General features: G+C 64.8%; 21 protein-coding genes. 11 read left to right on the top strand and 10 right to left on the bottom strand.

Annotated features, from left to right (window positions below):
- The first annotated feature begins 62 nt into the window (after positions 1–62).
- Both recQ and AC2T3R_RS19275 read left to right on the top strand, forming a co-directional pair.
- The gene (gene recQ / locus AC2T3R_RS19280) at positions 63–2,210 is read left to right on the top strand and encodes a DNA helicase RecQ (protein ID WP_410952709.1); all 2,148 of its coding nucleotides are present in this window, start codon (positions 63–65) and stop codon (positions 2,208–2,210) included.
- 150 nt (positions 2,211–2,360) lie between these two features.
- A complete protein-coding gene (locus tag AC2T3R_RS19275; protein WP_013973685.1) occupies positions 2,361–2,798 on the top strand; it encodes a MarR family transcriptional regulator in 438 nt (145 codons plus the stop codon).
- Between the two features lie 123 nt (positions 2,799–2,921).
- Here AC2T3R_RS19275 and AC2T3R_RS19270 read toward each other — a convergent pair whose 3' ends face one another.
- Positions 2,922–5,108, bottom strand: a complete 2,187-nt coding sequence (locus AC2T3R_RS19270) for a patatin-like phospholipase family protein (protein WP_013973684.1) — start codon at positions 5,106–5,108, stop codon at positions 2,922–2,924.
- Positions 5,109–5,175: 67 nt separating this feature from the next.
- Here AC2T3R_RS19270 and AC2T3R_RS19265 point away from each other — a divergent pair, with 67 nt between their 5' ends.
- Positions 5,176–5,457 carry an Rdx family protein gene (locus AC2T3R_RS19265; protein ID WP_003259082.1) on the top strand — a complete coding sequence of 94 codons (282 nt, stop codon included), beginning with the start codon at positions 5,176–5,178 and terminating at the stop codon, positions 5,455–5,457.
- Between the two features lies 1 nt (position 5,458).
- Here AC2T3R_RS19265 and AC2T3R_RS19260 read toward each other — a convergent pair whose 3' ends face one another.
- Positions 5,459–6,349 carry a DMT family transporter gene (locus AC2T3R_RS19260; RefSeq protein ID WP_410952710.1) on the bottom strand — a complete coding sequence of 297 codons (891 nt, stop codon included), beginning with the start codon at positions 6,347–6,349 and terminating at the stop codon, positions 5,459–5,461.
- A 166-nt stretch (positions 6,350–6,515) separates the two neighbouring features.
- A complete protein-coding gene (locus AC2T3R_RS19255) occupies positions 6,516–7,283 on the bottom strand; it encodes a helix-turn-helix transcriptional regulator (RefSeq protein ID WP_410952711.1) in 768 nt (255 codons plus the stop codon).
- Positions 7,284–7,414: 131 nt separating this feature from the next.
- Here AC2T3R_RS19255 and AC2T3R_RS19250 point away from each other — a divergent pair, with 131 nt between their 5' ends.
- Complete coding sequence (locus tag AC2T3R_RS19250; protein WP_410952712.1) at positions 7,415–8,227, top strand: UDP-2,3-diacylglucosamine diphosphatase; 813 nt, start codon at positions 7,415–7,417, stop codon at positions 8,225–8,227.
- Between the two features lie 141 nt (positions 8,228–8,368).
- On the opposite strand, the gene AC2T3R_RS19245 is transcribed toward AC2T3R_RS19250, so the two are convergent.
- Positions 8,369–8,680, bottom strand: coding sequence for an Mpo1-like protein (locus AC2T3R_RS19245; RefSeq protein ID WP_015271286.1), 312 nt, complete (start codon positions 8,678–8,680; stop codon positions 8,369–8,371).
- A 153-nt stretch (positions 8,681–8,833) separates the two neighbouring features.
- On the opposite strand from AC2T3R_RS19245, the gene AC2T3R_RS19240 reads away from it, so the two are divergent.
- A complete protein-coding gene (locus AC2T3R_RS19240; RefSeq protein WP_410952713.1) occupies positions 8,834–9,895 on the top strand; it encodes an AraC family transcriptional regulator in 1,062 nt (353 codons plus the stop codon).
- Here the strand turns inward: AC2T3R_RS19240 and AC2T3R_RS19235 are convergent.
- Positions 9,852–11,306, bottom strand: a complete 1,455-nt coding sequence (locus AC2T3R_RS19235; protein ID WP_013973677.1) for a TrkH family potassium uptake protein — start codon at positions 11,304–11,306, stop codon at positions 9,852–9,854. The genes AC2T3R_RS19240 and AC2T3R_RS19235 overlap by 44 nt on opposite strands.
- A gap of 102 nt (positions 11,307–11,408) precedes the next feature.
- On the opposite strand from AC2T3R_RS19235, the gene AC2T3R_RS19230 reads away from it, so the two are divergent.
- Positions 11,409–11,966 carry a nitroreductase family protein gene (locus AC2T3R_RS19230; RefSeq protein ID WP_013973676.1) on the top strand — a complete coding sequence of 186 codons (558 nt, stop codon included), beginning with the start codon at positions 11,409–11,411 and terminating at the stop codon, positions 11,964–11,966.
- Between the two features lie 146 nt (positions 11,967–12,112).
- On the opposite strand, the gene AC2T3R_RS19225 is transcribed toward AC2T3R_RS19230, so the two are convergent.
- From AC2T3R_RS19225 to AC2T3R_RS19205, 5 genes are all read right to left on the bottom strand, one after another.
- Positions 12,113–13,453, bottom strand: coding sequence for a sensor histidine kinase (locus AC2T3R_RS19225; RefSeq protein WP_486744119.1), 1,341 nt, complete (start codon positions 13,451–13,453; stop codon positions 12,113–12,115).
- A 60-nt stretch (positions 13,454–13,513) separates the two neighbouring features.
- Positions 13,514–13,930, bottom strand: coding sequence for a Spy/CpxP family protein refolding chaperone (locus AC2T3R_RS19220; protein WP_025340137.1), 417 nt, complete (start codon positions 13,928–13,930; stop codon positions 13,514–13,516).
- A gap of 101 nt (positions 13,931–14,031) precedes the next feature.
- The gene (locus AC2T3R_RS19215) at positions 14,032–14,709 is read right to left on the bottom strand and encodes a response regulator transcription factor (RefSeq protein WP_013973673.1); all 678 of its coding nucleotides are present in this window, start codon (positions 14,707–14,709) and stop codon (positions 14,032–14,034) included.
- A 204-nt stretch (positions 14,710–14,913) separates the two neighbouring features.
- Positions 14,914–15,213, bottom strand: coding sequence for a YciI family protein (locus AC2T3R_RS19210; RefSeq protein ID WP_015271283.1), 300 nt, complete (start codon positions 15,211–15,213; stop codon positions 14,914–14,916).
- 1 nt (position 15,214) lies between these two features.
- Positions 15,215–15,808 carry a septation protein A gene (locus AC2T3R_RS19205; protein WP_003259096.1) on the bottom strand — a complete coding sequence of 198 codons (594 nt, stop codon included), beginning with the start codon at positions 15,806–15,808 and terminating at the stop codon, positions 15,215–15,217.
- Between the two features lie 67 nt (positions 15,809–15,875).
- Here AC2T3R_RS19205 and AC2T3R_RS19200 point away from each other — a divergent pair, with 67 nt between their 5' ends.
- The 5 genes from AC2T3R_RS19200 to rluB all read left to right on the top strand — a co-directional run bounded on the left by AC2T3R_RS19200 (position 15,876) and on the right by rluB (position 20,329).
- Positions 15,876–16,736 (top strand): PHP domain-containing protein, encoded by an 861-nt coding sequence (locus tag AC2T3R_RS19200; protein ID WP_023661025.1) that lies wholly within the window; start codon positions 15,876–15,878, stop codon positions 16,734–16,736.
- Positions 16,737–16,749: 13 nt separating this feature from the next.
- Complete coding sequence (locus AC2T3R_RS19195) at positions 16,750–17,379, top strand: L-threonylcarbamoyladenylate synthase (RefSeq protein WP_486744117.1); 630 nt, start codon at positions 16,750–16,752, stop codon at positions 17,377–17,379.
- Positions 17,376–18,230: a segregation and condensation protein A gene (locus tag AC2T3R_RS19190; protein WP_013973668.1), complete on the top strand. Its 855-nt coding sequence runs from the start codon at positions 17,376–17,378 to the stop codon at positions 18,228–18,230. Before AC2T3R_RS19195 ends, AC2T3R_RS19190 begins: the two co-directional genes overlap by 4 nt.
- A complete protein-coding gene (gene scpB / locus AC2T3R_RS19185) occupies positions 18,217–18,987 on the top strand; it encodes an SMC-Scp complex subunit ScpB (RefSeq protein WP_486744116.1) in 771 nt (256 codons plus the stop codon). The genes AC2T3R_RS19190 and scpB overlap by 14 nt, the downstream gene beginning before the upstream one ends.
- 274 nt (positions 18,988–19,261) lie before the next feature.
- The gene (gene rluB / locus AC2T3R_RS19180) at positions 19,262–20,329 is read left to right on the top strand and encodes a 23S rRNA pseudouridine(2605) synthase RluB (protein ID WP_013973666.1); all 1,068 of its coding nucleotides are present in this window, start codon (positions 19,262–19,264) and stop codon (positions 20,327–20,329) included.
- Positions 20,330–20,333 lie beyond the last annotated feature (4 nt).

Genomic DNA, 20,333 nt, shown 5'->3' with positions numbered 1-20,333 from the left:
TGCGGGGCGGGTTTTTCGTCCAGCCTGTATCCGGGATGGTACGGCGATTTGTGGAGTTGCACATGCTCGAACAGGCTCAGCGCGTTCTCAAGGACATCTTTGGCTACGACAGTTTCCGTGGGCGCCAGGCAGCGATCATCGACTGCGTGGCCAATGGCGGCGATGCCCTGGTGCTGATGCCCACCGGCGGCGGCAAGTCGTTGTGTTTCCAGGTGCCGGGGCTGCTGCGCCCGGGCCTGACGGTGGTGGTCTCGCCACTGATCGCGCTGATGGACGACCAGGTCGCCACGCTCGACGAACTGGGTGTGCCGGCCGCCGCGCTGAACTCCACGCTGACCCCGGAGCAGCAGCGTGACCTGGCCGGGCGCCTGCGCCGTGGCGAAGTGAAGATGCTGTACCTGGCACCGGAACGCCTGGTGCAGCCGCGCATGCTCGACTTCCTGCGTGATCTGGATATCTCGCTGTTCGCCATCGACGAGGCCCACTGCGTGTCGCAATGGGGCCACGATTTCCGCCCCGAATACCTGCAACTGGGCCAGTTGGCCGAGCTGTTCCCGCATGTGCCGCGCATAGCGCTGACCGCCACCGCCGACATGCGCACCCGTGAAGAGATCGTCCAGCGCCTGCACCTGCAAGGCGCCGAACGCTTCCTGTCGAGTTTCGACCGGCCCAACATCTTCTACCGCATCGTGCCCAAGGAGGCGCCGCGCAAGCAGCTGATGGCCTTCCTCGGCGAGCGCCGCGGCAACGCCGGTATCGTTTATTGCCTGTCACGCAAGAAGGTCGACGAAACCGCTGCCTTCCTCTGTGACCAGGGCTTCCCGGCGCTGCCGTATCATGCCGGCCTGGCGGCCGAGACGCGCGCGGCCAACCAGCACCGTTTCCTCAACGAGGAAGGGCTGATCATGGTCGCCACCATTGCCTTCGGCATGGGCATCGACAAGCCGAACGTGCGTTTTGTTGCCCACCTTGACCTGCCCAAGTCGCTCGAGGCGTACTACCAGGAGACCGGCCGTGCCGGCCGTGACGGGCTGCCGTCCGATGCCTGGATGGCCTACGGGCTGCAGGACATGGTCATGCTCAAGCAGATGCTGCAGAACTCCGAAGGTGACGAGCGCCACAAGCGCATCGAGCAGCACAAGCTCGATGCCATGCTGGCCCTGTGCGAAGAAACCCGCTGCCGCCGCCAGTCACTGCTGGCCTATTTCGACGAAACCCTCGAGCAACCGTGCGGGCACTGTGACAACTGTGTCGACCAGGTGCAGACCTGGGATGCCACCGAGCCTGCCCGTCAGGCGCTGTCGGCGGTGTTCCGCACCGGCCAGCGCTACGGCGTCGGGCACCTGGTCGACGTGCTGCTGGGCAAGGACACCGAAAAGGTGCGCAATTTCGGCCACGAAAAACTCTCGGTTTTTGGCGTCGGCAAGGGGCTGGCCGAGGTCGAGTGGCGTTCGCTGTTCCGTCAGCTGGTGGCGCGCGGCCTGGTCGACATCGACCTGGAAGGCTACGGTGGCCTGCGCCTGTCCGACAGCTGCCGGCCGCTGCTGCGGGGCGAGGTGACCTTGCAGCTGCGCCGTGACCTCAAGCCGCAGACCACCGCCAGGACCTCGTCGTCCAGCGGCGGCAGCCCGGCCAGCCAGCTGGTGCGTGCCGAAGAGCGCGACCTGTGGGAAGCACTGCGTACCCTGCGGCGCAAGCTGGCCGAGGAGCACAGCGTGCCGCCCTATGTCATCTTCCCCGACTCGACGCTGCTGGAGATGCTGCGTAGCCAGCCGGTCAGCCTCAGCGACATGGCCCAGGTCAGCGGCGTGGGCGCGCGCAAGCTGGAGCGTTATGGCCAGGCCTTCCTCGAGGTGCTGAACAATAGCGGTGGCACTGACGAAGCACCGAAAGTAGTGCTCGACCTGCGCCACGAACTGGTCAGCCTGGCACGCGCCGGCATGACCCCGGCGCAGATCGCCGGCCAGCTCAACTGCAGCGAGAAGAACGTCTACAGCCTGCTGGCCGAGGCGCTGGGCCGCCAGGAACTGAGCCTGGAACAGGCCCTGGACCTGCCGGAAGACCTGTTGATGGAAGTGCAGGATGCCTTCCTCGATGGCGAGGGCGAGCTGCCACCGGTGTCTGCGATTGCGCCGCTGTTCGGGGGACGGGTGCCGGAGGGCGTGCTGTACTGCGTGCGGGCTGCGCTGGCGGCCGAGTTCGAGTTGTAAGTGGTGACAGGATCGAAGGCAGAACTGCCGTCTGCTGACCTTTGTCATGTTTTTTGACGATTATCGAACATTCCAGGGTGCCCGAGCCTTGCCTCGTGGGGCGGGCCATGGTTAGCTGCCTAATAATTAGATCTATTCAATGAGTTACTTATGCCCCTGACCGACAACCAACACCGCTTCGGCATGCAGCTGGCCCAGATGTCCCGGGGTTGGCGTGCCGAGCTGGACCGCCGCCTGGCCGGGCTCAACCTTTCACAGGCGCGCTGGCTGGTGTTGCTGCACCTGGCCCGTTTCGAAGAGGCCCCGACCCAGCGTGAGCTGGCCCAGAGCGTGGGCGTCGAAGGCCCGACCCTGGCACGCCTGCTCGATAGCCTGGAAGCGCAGGGGCTGGTACGCCGGCAGGCGGTGCTGGAGGACCGACGGGCGAAGAAAATTGTGCTGTGCCCGCCGGCCAAGCCGCTGATCGACCAGATCGAGACCATTGCCAATCAACTGCGGGTAGAGCTGTTCACCGGGGTGGATGAGGCGGAGCTGCAGGTGTGCATGCGGGTGCATGCCAAGATCCTGGCCAACCTGGAGAAATCCTGAGGGGGGTTGGGGCCGCTTTGCGGCCTGTGGGAGCGGGTTTACCCGCGAAGAATGCAACGCGGTGTATGGCACCGGCTTCGCCGGTGTTCGCGGCTAAAGCCGCTCCCACAATGTGTCCGGCACCTAGAAGGTATGCCCAAGGTTCAGGTACACCGCCTGCTCATGCGCACTGTTGGCACCATAAGTGAAGTTCAAGGGCCCCAGCGGCGTCTCCAGCCCCAGGAAGATGCTCGCCGCATTGATGTACCCACTGTCGAACTCGTTGTCGTTGTTCCACGCCCGCCCTCGCTCCAGCGACCCGCCGATGTACAGCGGGAAGTCCAGCGGTACGTAGGCCCGTGGCGTCAGGCGGCGGTAGTAGACCATGCGCATCAGGCTCACGTTCTGCCCCGACACCGAGTCCTGGCGAAAGCCTGACAGCTCCCGCGCGCCACCCAGCACGAAGCTCGACGTCACCACCTCGGTATCATCCAGCGTGCGCCCGTAGCGCCCGCCCAGCACGAAGGTGTTCGGCCCGCTGCTGATGGCCTTGTCCAGGTTGAACATCCACTGACGGTAATCCTGGTCGGAATCCAGAGACTGGTCGTACTTGCGCAAGGTCAGGCCGATGTCCTCGCCGCTGTGCGGGAAGTACACGTTGTCCAGGGTGTCGAACGAGTACTTCAGCTCGTAGAAACCTTCGTTGAAACTGACCTTGGGCAGGTCCTGGTCGCCGATGCGCACCTCGGCCTCTCCCCAGGCCTTGCCCACGCCCAGGCGCACTTCACCGTTGGTACCGATCTGCCGCCCCACGTTAAGGCCAAAACCGTAACGCTCCAGGCGGTACTCGGCCACCGGGTCGTTGTCCAGGGTGGCTTCGATGTTCTGCGAGCTGAAGTCCAGGTACGGTGCGATGAAGTAGCGCGAGCCCACGTCCAGCGGCTGGTAGAACTCGCTGTACAACTCCTGCTGGTCGCCGATCTGGCCACGGGTCAGCCATTCGGCGCCGAGGCTGTTGATGCCGTTTACCCGGTAGCTGGCGCCCAGATTGAAGGCGCTGTCGCCGCGCAGGTCGTCCGACAGGTTCAGGCCCAGGCGCAGGTAGTCGGTGCCACCGCGTCGGCCCCGGGCGTTGATCACCAAGGTGTTGTCGTCGCCCTTGTGCACCACGCGGTACTGCACCCGGTCGAAGTAGTCCAGGCCGTACAGCGTGCCCATGTCGGTCTGCAGGCGGCCTAGCTCCAGCGGCGCACCGATCGGCTGGCGGATGTACGAGCGGATGACCTCGTCGCTGACCTTGGAGTCGTTCTCGATCCTGATCGCGGTTATCGTTGGCGTGCGCTGGCGTGGCGAGCGGGCCACGGCCAGGCTGCTGTCACCTTCGGGCTGGCGCAGGGCGACAAGGCGCGGGTCGAGCAGGCGGGTGGCGCGGTAGCCGGCCTCGATCATTTCCCTGGCGCGGCCAAAGTCGGTGACGCCAAAGGCGGTCAGCGGTGGCTGGATGAGAATGTCGTCACGGTGCAGGCTGGCCAGTTGTTCTTCCGAGTTGCGCCGGGTCATCAGGGTGATCGACTGGTTGAGCACGTCGACCACCGTGGCCAGCTGCTTGCGGTCACGCAGCGGCGTGCCGATGTCGACCACGATGGCCAGGTCCACACCCATTTCGCGGGCGACGTCCACCGGGATGTTGTCGACCATGCCGCCGTCCACCAGCAGCCGGCCGTCCAGCTCGACCGGGGCGAACACCGCCGGGATCGACATGCTGGCGCGGATCACCTGGGGCAGGTGGCCACGGCGGAACACCACCTTTTCGCCACTGGCAATGTCGGTGGCCACGGCGCGGAAGGGGATTGGCAGCTTGTCGAAGTCACGGGTGTCGGCGGTGTGCGCCAGCTTGCTTTCCAACAGCAGCGCCAGGTTCTGGCCCTGGATCACCCCCAGCGGCAGGCCCAGGCTGCCGTCGTCGCGAAAGCTAAGCTTCTGTTTGACCAGAAAGTCGCGGTCATCCTGCTTGCGCCGGAACGGTACGTCCTTGCGCGGCGGGGCATCGGACAGCGCCTGTTGCCAGTCGAGGGTGGTGGCAAGCTTTTCCAGCTCTTCGACGCTGTAGCCAGAGGCATACAGGCCGCCTATCACCGCCCCCATGCTGGTGCCTGCGATAGCGTCGATGCGTACCCCCTGTTCCTCCAGGGCCTTGAGCACACCGATATGGGCCAGGCCGCGGGCCGCGCCCCCTGACAGCACCAGGCCAACCTTGGGCCTGGCCGGTTCGGCGGCGAATGCTGTGAAGGAGGAGAGGGTGAGCAGGAAACAGAACAGCAAACGGCGCATCGTGAGTCTCAAACCGTGGGCTAAAGACCGCTAGTATAAGCGGCCCCTCATCTGGAGATGCCTCACCATGGCTGACAGCAAACCGGAAATTGTCATCACGTATTGCACCCAGTGCCAATGGCTGCTGAGGGCCGCCTGGCTGGCCCAGGAACTGCTCAGCACCTTTGCCGACGACCTCGGTCGAGTGGCCCTGGAGCCTGGCACCGGCGGTATCTTCCGCATTACCTGCAATGGCGTGCAGATCTGGGAGCGCAAAGCCGACGGTGGCTTCCCCGAAGCCAAGGTGCTGAAGCAGCGGGTGCGCGACCAGATCGACCCGCAGCGTGACCTGGGTCACAACGACCGCTGAATCAGGCGCTTTCGGCCAGTGGCCGCTGCCTGGGCGGTTGTTCGGCGGCCAGGCGGCTGGAAAGCACGATGGCGAAGATGATCAGTGCACCGCCCAGCAGCATGCGCAGGGTGGGGGTTTCGGCGAACACCACCCAGGCCACGGCGATGCCGTAGACCGGTTCCATGCCGAACACCACGGCGGCGGTGCGCGCCTTGATCACCGACAGGCTGGCGACGAACAGGCTGTGCGCCACGCCGGTGCAGAAGATGCCGAGCAGGGCGATCCACAGCCAGTCCATGGTGGCTACGCCGGCCAGGTCCGGCGCCGCGAACGGCAGCAGGCACAGGCCCACCACCAGGTTCTGCCACAGCGCCGCCTGCACTGCAGGCAGGCGGCCGGAGCCGGCGCGGTTGGTGAGTGACAGCAGGGAGAACAGCAGCCCCGACAGCAATGACCAGAGCAGGCCACCGGTGGCTTCACTCGCCAGGTCGAATGCCGGCGTGACCAGTACCAGGCCGATGCTGACCAGCAGTACCAGCAAAGCCTCATTGCGGCGGATGCGTTCGCGGAACAGCAGGCCCTCGAGGATCACGGTAAAGGCCGGGAAGCTGGCGAAGCCGAGGGTGGCGATGGCCACACCGGCAACCTTTACCGCGATGAAGAAGCTGACCCAGTGGCCGGCCAGCAGCACGCCACCGAGCAGCAGGCGGCGGGCGTCCTGGCCGCTCAGGCGTTGCCAGCCCGGGCCGGCCAGGCTGGCGAACAGGGCCAGGGCGAGCACGGCGAAGGCGGCGCGGCCGAAGACGATGATCGCCGGGCTGGCGCTGGCGGCCAGTTTGCCGAAGACGCCGGTGAGGCCGAAGAACAGCGCGCCGATGTGCAGGGCGCCGAGGGCGGTGCGGTGGTTCATGGGTGGTCCTTGCTCAAGATCTCTACTGGCTGTGCCGGCCTCTTCGCGGGCATGCCCGCTCCCACGGGTACTGCACCGCTTTTGAAGCCTGTGCAGCACCCGCGAAAGCGCCGGCACAGGCAAAGTGTATAGGCACAGGCAAAGGCGGTCTGTCGCAAGACTGGCGTCAATTGTCGCCAGACTCTCGCCGCAAAGCCAACGGCGTACACCCGAACGCCCGCAACATCGCCGCCGAAAACGCACTTTGCGAGCTGTACCCCACCTGCGCCGCAATCTCCCCCATCGGTAGCAAGGTCTGCATCACCAGCCGTCGCGCTTTGAGCAAGCGCCGCTGGCGAATGTAGTCCATCGGCGTCATCCCGCATTCCGCAGTAAAGCGCGCATGCAGGCGGGCGCTGGACAACCCGGCGATGCGCGCCAGGTCAGCCACTTGCAGCGGGTAGGCGGCATGCCGCTCGATATGTGCATCGAAGGCGGCATAGGGCAGACGCTGGCTGGCTGTGACGCTGGCGGCCGCCGTGGGGTTGAGGCTGGCCAGCAGCAGCGCTGCCCCTTGTCGGGCAATCAGCGGGTCGTGCATGGGGCTGGTCGCCAGCCAGTCCACCAACTGTTGCTGGCGCTCATCCAGGCCCAGGGCGGCGGGGCGGTCGAGCAGGCGGCGGCTGGCATCTGCATGTTCGCCCAGTTGCTCGCGCAACCAATGGTCCCCTGGTACATCCAGCACCAGGCAATCGCTGCCGCCATCGCTGGCGCAGGTGTGATGGGCGCCCGCCGGTACCACGATCAACCCCTGTCGATCGATCCCTGCGCCATGCCCCTGCACCTCGAAGTCCAGGCGACCGCGCAGGCCGAACACCAGTTGCGGGTGTTCGTGGCTGTGGGCGATCAGGCTGTCGCGGTAATGGCGCAGCGAGAGGATCGGGCCGGCGGTCATGGGGAGAGGCGTCCTCGCAGGGCAGAGGCGCATTGTGCCTCATTCCTCGCGGTCCATCACTCGTAACGGTTTTGCCACCGATCTGTCATCCGCGCCTGCCAGTCTCCAGCAAACTGCGTCGGAGCCTGCCCATGACCCATGCCGAACTGTCACGTCCCTCGCGCAAGCAACGCGTGCGTACCCTGTGGATTTCCGATGTGCACCTGGGCACCCGCGACTGCCAGGCCGAACACCTGTCGCAGTTCCTCAAGGGCTACCAGGCCGACCGTATCTACCTGGTGGGCGATATCATCGATGGCTGGAAGCTGCGCGGTGGTATCTACTGGCCTCAAGCCCACACCAACGTGATTCGCCGCCTGTTGACCATGAGCAAGCGGGGCACCGAGGTGATCTACGTCACCGGCAACCATGACGAATTCCTGCGCCGTTACTCCAGGCTGATCCTCGGCAACATCCAGCTGGTGGACGAGGCCGAGCACCTGACCGCCGATGGCCGCCGCCTGCTGGTGATCCATGGCGACCAGTTCGACGTGATTACCCGTTACCACCGCTGGCTGGCGTTCCTCGGTGACCGTGCCTACGAATTCACCCTGGTGCTCAACCGCTGGCTCAACCACTGGCGTGCCCGCTATGGATACGGCTATTGGTCGCTGTCGGCGTACCTGAAGCACAAGGTCAAAGGCGCGGTGAACTTCATCAGCGACTTCGAGGATGCCATTGCCCACGAGTGCACCCGTCGCGGTTTTCATGGGGTGGTGTGTGGGCATATCCACCATGCCGAGATTCGCCAGGTGGGGGAGGTGGAGTACCTCAATTGCGGGGATTGGGTGGAGTCGTGCACGGCGCTGATCGAGCATTGGGATGGCACGATCGAGTTGTATCGGTTGGCCGAGGCACAGGCGCGGGAAGCGCAGGCAGCGGCGGCGGTGCGCGAACCAGCGTAGGGCTTGAGGGCCCTGGGGGCTGCCTTGCAGCCCATCGCGACACAAGGCCGCTCCTACAACGATCGCGTGAACCCGGAATTTACGCGGACCTTGTAGGAGCGGCCTTGTGTCGCGATAGGCCGCAAAGCGGCCCCAAAAAATCTACAGGCTGATCTTGCCCAGCAGGATATCCCTGAACATCACGAAATCCCCGATCAGGCTATACAGCGGATGGGTAAAGGTTGCAGGCCGGTTCTTTTCGAAAAAGAAATGCCCGACCCAGGCAAAGCCGTAGCCGAACACGGGCAAGGCCAGCAGCAACAACCATTTGCCACTGCCGATGGTGTAGGCCAGCAGGGCTATCACCAGGCTGGTGCCGACGAAGTGCAGGCGGCGGCAGGTGGGGTTGCTGTGCTCCCCCAGGTAGTAAGGGTAGAACTCGGCAAAACTGCGAAACTGCGCTGTGCGGTTCATGACAGTGCTCCGGGATTAACACTTCTGGACAAGATGCACGGCGTGGAGCCTGATTCGAGTCTAGAGTGACTGGCGAAGCCTATCAGTGACAATAGGCGCCAATTGAATATCCTTGGGGTTCACCGCAGGAGCGGTCAGCATAAGAAGCCTGTCATGAGCGAAAGAACCACGTCAGCCAGCTGGGCATCAGGGATCGTGAAGGCACTCGAACTGGAAGGGCTGGACTGCCGGGCCATGTTCAAGCAGCTGGGGCTGGATTTCGCTGCCCTCGACGACCCCGACGCGCGCTTCCCCCAGGACTCCATGACCCGGCTGTGGCAACTGGCGGTAGAGCTGTCGGGCAACGAGGCCATAGGCCTGAACATGGCGCGGGTGGTGCGCCCGGCATCGTTCCATGTGGTGGGTTATGCGTTGATGTCCAGCCGCACCCTGGCCGAAGGCTTCGAGCGCCTGGTGCGTTACCAGCGCATCATTGCCGAAAGCTCCGACCTCAGCTTCGTCCTCGGCCCCGAGGGCTATTCGCTGATCCTGACCGTACACGGCGACCACTTGCCACCGACCCGGCACAGCGCCGAAGCATCGCTGGCCTGCGCGCTGGCGCTGTGCAGCTGGCTGAGCGGTCGCCCGGTGCAACCGCGCCGGGTGCTGGTGCAAGGGCCGCAGCCAAAGAATATCGAACCCTACAAGGTGGCGTTCCATTCGCCGCTGGTGTTCGGTGCGCCGCACGATGCGTTGGTGTTCGAGCGCGCCGACATGGAGGCACCGCTGCCCACCGCCAATGAAGCCATGGCGATACTGCATGACCGTTTTGCCGGCGAATACCTGGCGCGTTTCTCGGAAAGCCGGGTCACCCACCGGGTGCGCCAGGTATTGTGCCGCATCCTGCCGCAGGGCGAGCCCAAGCGCGAAACCCTGGCCCAGGCCCTGCACCTGTCGCAGCGCACCTTGCAGCGGCGGCTGCATGAGGAGGGCACCAGCTTCCAGACCCTGCTTGACGACACCCGCCGCGAACTGGCCGAACAGTACCTGGCGCAGCCGGGCATGACCCTGCTGGAAACCGCTTACCTGCTGGGTTTTGCCGACCCCAGCAATTTCTACCGTGCGTTTCGCCGCTGGTTCCATGTCACGCCCAGTGAGTACCGCGCCCGCCTGGGCGCCGAGCCCGAGGTGGTCAGTGGCGCCAGAACGCCGGCATGCACAACACTAGCACGGTGATGATTTCCAATCGGCCGAGCAACATGCCGCTGGCGAGAATCCACTTGGCAGCATCCGGCAGCGTGGCGTAGTTGCCCGATGGGCCGATCACTTCACCCAGGCCCGGCCCCACACCCGAAACCGTACCCGCAGCGCCGGTCAGGGCGGTCATCCAGTCCACGCCAAGCAAAGACAGCAGCAGCGCCATGACGCAGATGGTGATGGCGAAGAAGAACGAGAAGGTCAGGATCGAGCGCACGATTTCTTCGTCGAGGCGGTGGCCGTTGTACTTCTGCTTGATCACCGCGCGTGGGTGGATCAGCTGATTGAGGCTGGCCTTGAGCAGGATGTAGGCGACCTGGAAGCGGAAGATCTTGATACCACCAGCCGTCGAGCCGGAGCAGCCACCGACGAAGCCCAGGTAGAAGAACAGCATCAGCGAGAAGTTGCCCCACAGGCTGTAGTCACCCAGGGCGAAGCCGGTGGTGGTGACCACCGAAGTCACATTCAGCGCCACGTGGCGCAGGGCGTCGAGCCAGTGCAGGTTGGTGGTGGCCCAGTACCAGGTGCCGAGCACCAGCCAGGTAACCACCAGCATGCCCAGCAAACCCTGCACCTGCTGGTCGCGGATCAGTGCCTTGCGGTTGCCGCGCAGGGTCGCCACGTAAAGGGTGAAGGGCAGGCTGCCGAGGATCATCACCACCACCGCGACCCAGTGCACGGCCGGGATATCCCACTTGGCCAGCGACTGGTCGGAGGTGGAAAACCCGCCAGTGGAAATCGCCGACATGGCGTGGTTGATCGCATCGAACGGGCTCATGCCGGCCCACCAGAAGCCCAGCGCGCCCAGGATCGAGAAGCCGACGTATACCCCCACGATCGACTTGGCGACCATGTGCGAGCGCGGCATTACCTTCTCCGAACGGTCGGATGATTCGGTCTGGAACAGGCGCATGCCACCGATGCGCAGCAGCGGCAGGATCGCTACCGCCATGCCGATGAAGCCGATGCCGCCGAGCCAGTGCAGCATCGACCGCCACATCAGGATGCCCGGTGACATGTTGTCCAGCCCGCTGAGTACGGTGGCGCCGGTGGCAGTGATGCCCGACATGCTCTCGAAGAAGGCGTCGGTGTAGCTGATGTGCTGGGTCAGCAGGAAAGGCAGGGCGGCGAACACGCACACCACCAGCCAGCTGCTGACGGTCAGCAGGTACATGTCGCGCGGGCGCAGGTGCACATGCTCGGGGCGACCCTGAAGCACCAGGGCCAGGCCGGCAATGAAGGTGATCAGGCTCGACCAGAGGAACGACGGCATGTCACGGGTGCGTTCGAAGATCACCAGGGTCGCCATGGGCACGGCCATGCTGACTGCGAGGGTAATCAGGAAGATGCCGATGATGAAACCAATGATCCTTAAGGTCGGCAACGCCATGTGATCTGCTCTGACTCGAAACGGAAGGGCGCCATTCTACCTATGGGTCTGGTGATGTAAACGCTAGAATGGCCGCACATTTACCTGCCAGGAGGGTAGCCGATGGAGGCTCTCGACGCATTGCTCAACCGTGTTTCCGTGCCACGCCTGACCGACCCGGCGCCCAATGCCGCCCAGCGCGAGGCGCTGTTCCAGGCCGCCCTGCGCGCCCCGGACCACGGCCAGCTGCGGCCGTGGCGCTTTCTCACCATCGAAGGCCAGGGCCGCGAGAAGCTGGGTGAGCTGTTCGCCGAAGCGCTGCAGCACAAGGGGGATGCCACCCAGGCTGCCCTGGACAAGGCCCGCGCCATGCCCCTGCGGGCGCCGTTGCTGATCGTGGTGATTGCCAAGCTGCAGGACCACTTCAAGGTGCCCAAGTCCGAGCAGCGGCTGGCGGCGGGCTGTGCCGCGCACGGCATCCTGATTGCGGCGCATGCGCAAGGTATCGGTGCGGTATGGCGCACCGGGGACATGGCTTTCGATGCCCATGTGCACAAGGGCCTGGGGCTGGCTGCGAACGAGGAGCTGATCGGTTACCTGTATGTGGGTACGCCGCTGACCGAGCCGCGCACCGCGCCGATTCTGGAAACTGCTGATTTCGTCAGTGCCTGGGGCGAGTAACGCAGCCTTGGGCTGATTGCAGTCTCAAGGCATCCGGCCTCTTCGCGGGCCTGCCCGCTCCCACAGGTACTACACAGGCCTTGAAGGCAGTGCTGTACCTGTGGGAGCGGGCAAGCCCGCGAAGAGGCCAGGAGCATTTACATCAATCAACTGCCGGTTGCCTCAGTCTCAGGCAGCTCCAGCCGAGCTACAAATCCACCCTGTGGGTGATTGTCCAAAATCAGACTACCACCATGCCGCTCCGCCGCCTTGCGTGCAATCGCCAGTCCCAGCCCATGCCCCGGCGCATCCTGCCCCGGCGCACGGAAGAACGGTTCCCCCAACTGCGCAAGGTGCTCCGCCGCCGCCCCCGGCCCATGGTCACGCACGCTGATCAGGATACGGTCCTGCTCGCGCGCGGCGCTGACTTCGATCGGCTGGCCCTGCGGGTTGAAGCGCAAGGCATTGCGCAGCAGGTTGTCCACGGCACGCTCGATCAGCGTTGGCCAACCCTGCAAGGTCAACCCCGGCTGTGCCTCCAGGCGCACGTCCTGCTCTGGTGCGCTGAGCTGGGCGTCCTTGCGCACGCTGCCGAGCAGGGCGTTGAGGTCGACCGGCTCGGCATGGGCCTGTTCGGCATCGACCCGCGCCAGGGCGAGAATTTCGCTGATCAGGTCTTCCAGGCGGTCGCATTCGCGGGTCAGGCGTGGCCACAGCGCTTCACGCTGCTCAGGTTCGGCGCGCTCGGCCAAGGCCAGGGCAATACGCAGCCTGGCCAGCGGTGAACGCAATTCATGGGACACATCGCGCAGCAACTGGCGCTGGCTGCCGATGGTGCTTTGCAGGCGCGCGCCCATCTTGTTGAAGTCCTTGGCCAGCACGCCGAATTCGTCACGCCGCGCCGCCAGCTGCGCCAGGCTGTTCTGCTGGTAGGTGGTCTGGCCCAGGTCGTGCACGGCGCTGCGCAGGCGGCTGAGCGGGCGGGTGATGGACAGGGTCACCAGCAGGCTGAACAGGGTCAGCACCACCAGAGCAATGCCCAGCGCACTGAGCGGCCACAGCAGGCTTTCGCGGTGCCAGGCATCCAGCGCCGGGTGGGGGATGCGGTAGATCAGCAGGTACGTCTGGCCGGTGTCGGGGCTGGTGTATTCCTCGGTCAACCGGCGCCACGGCAGGCGCCGCTGGTCATTGTGCTGGCGTGCCTCGAAGGCCGCCGCACGGCGCGGGAAGGTGCCGGGCACCACGGCTTCGCCACTGTCGTCGAGCACCTGCACGTCGATCTTGTAGCGGTCCTTGCGCCGTTCCAGGAAGTGCTGTGCCGAAGCCAGGCCTTCCTGTTCGTAATGCTTGGCCCACTTGCTGGCCAGGGTATTCAGGCCCGGGTGGCGGCTGAGGATCCAGGCGTCCTGGTTGAGCATGTGGCCCAGCAGGATCGACAGGCCCGCAACCAGGGTGATGGCCAGCCAGAAACTGGCCAGGATGCGCCAGAACAGTGAACGCAAGTGCACCTCCTGCAAACAAGAAAAGCCCGGCTCGCACTGAGGCGGGCCGGGCATCGGGCGGACAGCTTACTGGGCCTTGTTGCCTTTTTCAGCTTTCCAGGCCTGGAACTCCTGCCACTCGGCTTTCTGTGCGGCGCGTTCCTTCTGCAGTTCGTCGAACTTCTTCTGCTGCTCAGGCTTGAGCAGGGCGCGGACCGCGCTGTCGGTCTTGTCGCGGTTGGCCTGCAGTTCGTCCTTCATCGCCTTCTGGTCGGCGGCCGGCAGTTTGGACAGGTAGCGCTCGGTAATGTCGCGGCGCTGTTTCATCTGCTCGCCCATCAGCTTGCCGATCTGCTGGCGCTGGTCACGGCTCAGGTCCAGCTGGTGGAAAGGCGCATCACCGCGATGATGTGGGCCGTCGTGGCGCGGGCCGCCTTCAGGCATGGCCATGGCAACGGTCGGCAGGGCGGCGGCGAACATCAGGGCGATAAGGGTCTTGCGCATGGTGTCTCTCCTTTCATGGGCCGGTGGTTACCGGATGAGCACAGTCTAGGGAGATCACCGTCAAGCGCGGTCAGCGGATGGTAAAGGCTCGGTAAAGATGTTCAGAGGCAGTAGTAATAGCCACGGCTGCGCAGGGCGACGATGCGTGGCCGGCCATCGGCGTGGGGGCCGATCTTCTTGCGCAGGTTGCTGACGTGCATGTCTAGGCTGCGGTCGTACAGGGTCAGCTTGCGGCCCAGGCTGATCTGCGCCAGTTCCTGCTTGTCCAGCGGCTCGCCGGGTTGGCGCAGCAGCGCTTCGAGAATGCGGCTTTCGGACAGGGTCAGGGTCATTTCACGGCCATCGATGCTGGCCACGCCACGGGCAGGGCTATAGACCAGGTCGCCCAGCTCCACCTGGCTGGTGGTGGCGGTGGGGTGGCTGCGGCGCAGCACGGCACGCAGGCGAGCGGTGAGTTCACGCGGGTCGCAAGGTTTGGCCAGGTAGTCGTCGGCGCCCAGTTCCAGGCCAAGGATACGGTCCAGCGGCTCGCCGCGGGCCGAGAGCATCAGTACCGGCAGTTCGGCATGCTCACTGCGTAACTGCTTGAGCAGTTCCAGGCCACTGCCGTCGGGCAGCATCACGTCCAGCACCACGGCCGCCGGGGCATGTGTGGCCAAGGCCTGGCGTGCGCTCTGGCCATCGTGGCAGGCGCGCACGGTAAACCCTTCCTGGGTCAGCCAGCTGCCGAGCAGCTCGCACAGCTCCTGGTCATCATCTATCAGTAACAGCTCGCTCATGACTCACTCAATTCAACCATTGACGGCGACTATTCGGCCCGCCAGTGGCAAAGATACCGCAGACTGATGGCAACAGTATAACTGCCGGTACCGCGTGGCCTTCTTCGCGGGTAAACCCGCTCCCACAGGGACGGCGCAGGCTTCAAGCTTGCACTGCGCCTGTAGGAGCGGGTTTACCCGCGAAGAAGCCCACGCGGTCTCAGATCAAGGCAGCACTTGCTTGAACGGCTTGACCACCACCTTGTCGTACACGCCCGCGGCAATGTAAGGGTCGGCATCGGCCCAGGCTTGCGCCGCGGCGAGGGAGTCGAACTCGGCAACGATCAGGCTACCGCTGAAACCCGCTTCGCCCGGGTCGTTGCTGTCGATGGCCGGGTGCGGGCCGGCCAGTACCACGCGGCCCTCGGCCTTCAGCTGCTGCAGGCGTTCGATGTGCGCCGGGCGGGCAGCCAGGCGCTTTTCCAGGGAGTTTGCGACGTCGCTGGCGATGATGGCGTAGAGCATGTCAATCCTTGGGTTTGGAGGTAGAAGGGTCGTCGTGCAGGTGGCGCGACAGGTACACGCCCTGCGCTACCAGGAACATCACGGTCATGCCCAGGCTGCCGAACACCTTGAAGTCGACCCAGAAGTCCTGGAAGGTGAAGGCGACGAACAGGTTGGCCGCGCCACAGAACAGGAAGAAGCCGATCCAGGCCAGGTTCAGGCGGGTCCAGATGGCATCGGGCAGGCTCAGGGCGTGGCCCATGATGCGCTTGATCAGCACCCGGTCGCCGATGAAGTGGCTGCCGGCGAAGCCCAGGGCGAACAGCCAGTTCACCACCGGTGCCTTCCACTTGAGGAAGGTTTCGCTGTGGAAGGTCAGGGTCAGGCCGCCGAACACCAGGCAGGCCACCAGGGTGAGCCACTGGCCCTTTTCCAGCTTGCGCTGGCGCAGGAACAGCGCGCCGTAGACCACCAGCGAGCTGATGATCAGCATGGCCGTGGCGCTGTAGATGCCGCCGAATTCGAAGCTGTGGCCGGCGACTTCCATGGGGCGCGGGTCGAGCTTGTAGACGATGAAGAACAGCAGCAGCGGGATGAAATCGATGAATTGTTTCACAATGGCAGCCAGAATCGGGATGTGACGGCATAATAACAAACATCGATTCCAGCGAAAGCGCTCCTCCATGAATGTTGATCTGCACTGTCACAGCACGGCCTCCGACGGCGCCCTGTCGCCCTCGATACTGGTCGCCCGGGCCCATGAGCATGGGGTGCAAACGCTGGCACTGACCGACCATGACACCATCGAAGGCCTGCCCGAGGCGCGCCAGGCGTGCCGCGACAAGGGCATGCACTGGGTCAGCGGGGTGGAGCTGTCGTGCACCTGGGGTGGCGCGACCATCCATGTGCTGGGCTATGACTTCCCGCTCGACGCACCGCCCCTGCTGGCGGCGATCGAAGCGCTGCACCGTGGCCGCTGGCTGCGCGCCGAAGAAATCGACAAACGGCTGGCGGCCAAGGGCATGCCCGGTACCCTCGACGGCGCTCGCGCCGTGCAGCACGAACTGGGCGATAGCGGCAACGCCCCGGCGCGCCCGCATTTTGCCGAGTACCTGGTGCGTGCCGGGCACGTCAAGGATCGCGGCGAGGCGTTTCGCAAATGGCTGGGCGCCGGCAAGCTGGGGGACGTCAAGCAGCACTGGCCGACCCTTGATGAAACCGTCGCGACCCTGCGCCAGTCCAACGCTTGGGTGAGCCTGGCGCATCCCATGCACTACGATCTGACCCGCAGCAAGCGCAGAAGGCTGATTGCCGACTATATTCAGGCAGGCGGGCAGGCGCTTGAAGTGGTCAACGGGATGATGCCTGCCGAGCAGGTGGGCACCATGTCCATCCTCACCCGTGAGTTCGGCCTGCTGGCAAGCGCTGGCAGTGACTTCCACGGCCCCGGCACCTGGGGCGAGATCGGTGCCTACCGGCCTTTGCCCGAGGACCTGCCACCTCTGTGGCGCCGATTCAGCCATGAACAGCCTTTGGCGGTATGAACAGGACGACTACGTGAGCCAATTTTTCCAGATTCATCCGGAGAACCCGCAGCAGCGCCTGATCAAGCAGGCCGTCGAGATTATCCGCAAGGGCGGTGTGGTGGTGTACCCGACGGATTCGGCTTATGCACTGGGTTGCCAGATGGGTGACAAGGCGGCCATCGAACGGGTGCGGCGCCTGCGCGGGCTGGACAAGACCCACAACTTCACCCTGATGTGCTGCGACATGTCGCAGCTGGGGTTGTACGCCAAGGTCGATACCGGCACCTTCCGGCTGCTCAAGGCACATGTGCCGGGGCCTTACACGTTCATCCTCAACGGCACGCGCGAAGTGCCGCGCCTGCTGTTGCACGATAAGCGGCGCACCATCGGGCTACGGGTGCCGGCCCATGCCATTACCCTGGCCCTGCTGGCCGAACTGGGCGAGCCGTTGATGAGTGTGAGCCTGATCCTGCCAGGCGACACCGAGCCGATGACCGACCCTTACGAGATCCGCGAGCGCCTGGAGCACAATGTCGACCTTGTGATCGACGGCGGTTTCGGTGACCTCAAGGCATCGACCATCATCGACCTGTCCGGCGATGAACCGGAACTGGTCCGTGAAGGCTGCGGCGACCCCACGCCGTTCCTGGTCAACGCGTGAGCCAGGTGGAAACGCCCGAGGCACCGGCCGAACAGGCCGAAACGCCTCGGCAGCTGCAGCTGGCCCTGGTCTATGGGGAAGCACTGACCGAGCTGCCACTGGACCTGTATATCCCGCCGGACGCCCTGGAAATCATCCTCGAAGCCTTCGAAGGCCCGCTGGACCTGTTGCTGTACCTGATCCGCAAGCAGAACATCGACATCCTCGACATCCCGGTGGCGGAAATCACCCGCCAGTACATGGGCTACGTGGAGCTGATGAAGAGCGTGCGCTTGGAACTGGCCGCCGAATACCTGGTGATGGCTGCCATGCTCGCCGAGATCAAGTCGCGCATGTTGCTGCCGCGCTCGGCCGAGGTCGAGGAGGAGGAGGGTGACCCGCGCGCCGAACTGATTCGCCGGCTGCAGGAGTACGAGCGCTTCAAGGCTGCCGCCGAAGGTATCGATGAATTGCCACGGGTCGGCCGCGAGGTGGTGGTGCCGCGCCTGGAGGCGCCACAGGCCAAGGTGCGCAAGCTGTTGCCCCAGGTCAGCCTGGAAGAGCTGCTGGTGTCGATGGCCGAGGTGATGCGCCGCAACGACCTGTTCGAAAGCCATCAGATCACCCGCGAGACCTTGTCCACCCGCGAGCGCATGAGCCAGGTGCTGGAACGCCTGAAGGGCGGCGGTTTCGTGCCGTTCGTCGAGCTGTTCGCCGCCGAGGAGGGCAAGCTGGGCGTGGTGGTGACCTTCATGGCGATTCTCGAGCTGGTGAAGGAATCGCTGATCGAACTGGTGCAGAATGAACCCTTCGCCGCCATCCACGTGCGGCTTCGCCCGGCGCTTGTTGAAGACCCTGATGAACCTGAATGAACCCCGCGACCTGGCGTCGCTGATCGAAGCCTTCCTGCTGGCTTCGGGCAAGCCGCAATCCCTGGAGCGCCTGTACGAACTGTTCGAGGAAGCCGAGCGACCGGAGCCCAAGGTCTTCAGGCAGGCGCTGGAGCTGCTGGGCAAGTCGTGCAACGGCCGCGCCTTCGAGCTCAAGGAGGTGGCCAGCGGTTACCGCCTGCAGATTCGCGAGGACTTTGCGCCGTGGGTCGGGCGCCTGTGGGAAGAGCGCCCGCAGCGCTACTCGCGCGCGCTGCTGGAAACCCTGGCCCTGATCGCCTACCGCCAGCCCATCACCCGTGGCGAAATCGAAGATGTGCGCGGCGTGGCGGTGAACAGCAACATCATCAAGACCCTGATGGAGCGCGAGTGGATCCGCGTGGTCGGCTACCGCGAAGTGCCCGGGCGGCCGGCGATGTTCGCCACCACCAAGGCGTTTCTCGACCATTTCAACCTCAAGAGCCTGGACGAGCTGCCGGCCCTGGCCGAGCTGCGGGAGATGGAGCCCGAGCCGCTGCTCGACCCGGATGATGCGCCAGTGCCGGCGCACCTGCAGGCATTGGCGGATGCCAGCCTTGGGGAAGAGCAAGAGGTTGCCGAGCCGAAGGAGGAGACCAGCTTCCGTAGCCTGCTGGTGGAGCTGGATGCGATGGAAGAGGGGCTGAAGACAGATTTCGATGATTTGCGCGAGGAAGAGCCTGAGGCCTCGGTGGAAGAAGAGGGCAAGTCACTGCCCTGATTCCTTTGTTGCCTATACCGGCCCTTTCGCGGGCTTGCCCGCTCCCACAGGTACTGCGCAGCCCTCAGGACCTGTGATATCCCTGTGGGAGCGGGCGTGCCCGCGAAAGGGCCGGCCATGCCAATACATAACCATTAGGCAGAAACCCCTCGCAAAGCCCACAAAACCCTCTACCCTCCAGTGCGTTCCCCCGCCGAACCGCGTATGATGCGCGGCCTTTTGGCGCGTTCGTCGCCAGAACCCTTATTTCATTCCTACACCGGGAGGTGCCCAGATGAGTGAGCAAGACCTGCAAGATACCGAGATCACCCCTCCATCCGGCGAAAAGCTGCAGAAAGTGCTGGCGCGCATTGGCGTTGGCTCGCGCCGTGACGTCGAGGCCTGGATCAGCCAGGGCCGCATCAAGGTCAACGGCGTCGAAGCCACCCTCGGCCAGCGCGTCGACCTGCACGACGCCATTGCCGTGGATGGCAAGCTGATCAAGCGCGAAGAGGCCGCCGAGGCCACCCGCCGGGTGATCATGTACAACAAGCCCGATGGCGAAATCTGCACCCGTGACGACCCGGAAGGCCGCCCGACCGTGTTCGACCGCCTGCCACGGCCGAAAGAAGGCCGCTGGATCAACATCGGCCGCCTCGATATCAACACCACCGGCCTGCTGCTGTTCACCACCGACGGTGAACTGGCCAACCGCCTGATGCACCCGTCCTACGAGATGGACCGTGAGTACGCGGTACGTGTGCGTGGTGAGGTCGACGACGAGATGATCGAGCGCCTGAAGGCCGGCGTGATGCTGGAAGATGGCCCGGCCAAGTTCACCGACATCCAGAAGGCACCCGGTGGCGAAGGCTTCAACCACTGGTACCACTGCGTGGTGATGGAAGGCCGTAACCGTGAAGTGCGTCGCCTGTGGGAGTCCCAGGGCATGGTGGTCAGCCGCCTGAAGCGCGTGCGTTTCGGCCCGGTGTTCCTCAACTCCGACCTGCCGATGGGCCGCTGGCGTGAAATGACCCAGGGCGAAATCGACATCCTCGCTGCTGAAGTGGGCCTGCAGCCGGTGGCGCTGCCAGCCATGAAGCTCAAGGCCAAGGACAAGATGGAGCGCCTGCAGCGCAAATCGACCCGCCCGCTGGGCCGTGGCGAGCGCGTGCGCAGCCTGCGCCCGGCCCACGAAGGTGCTGCTGCCGGCGAACGCCCGGCGCGCCAGGCGCGTGAAGAGGCCCCGCGCAAGACCGGCCGTGGCAGCACCGTGGCCGAACGCCCGAGCGAGATGCGCAAGCGTCCGGCCAAGCCTGAAGGTGACAAGCCGGCAGGCCGTGGCCGCGGCAAACCGCGTGGCTGATTGG

This window comes from Pseudomonas sp. PVC-5-1, assembly GCF_057444345.1.
This window is presented reverse-complemented; position numbering and strand designations above follow the sequence as displayed.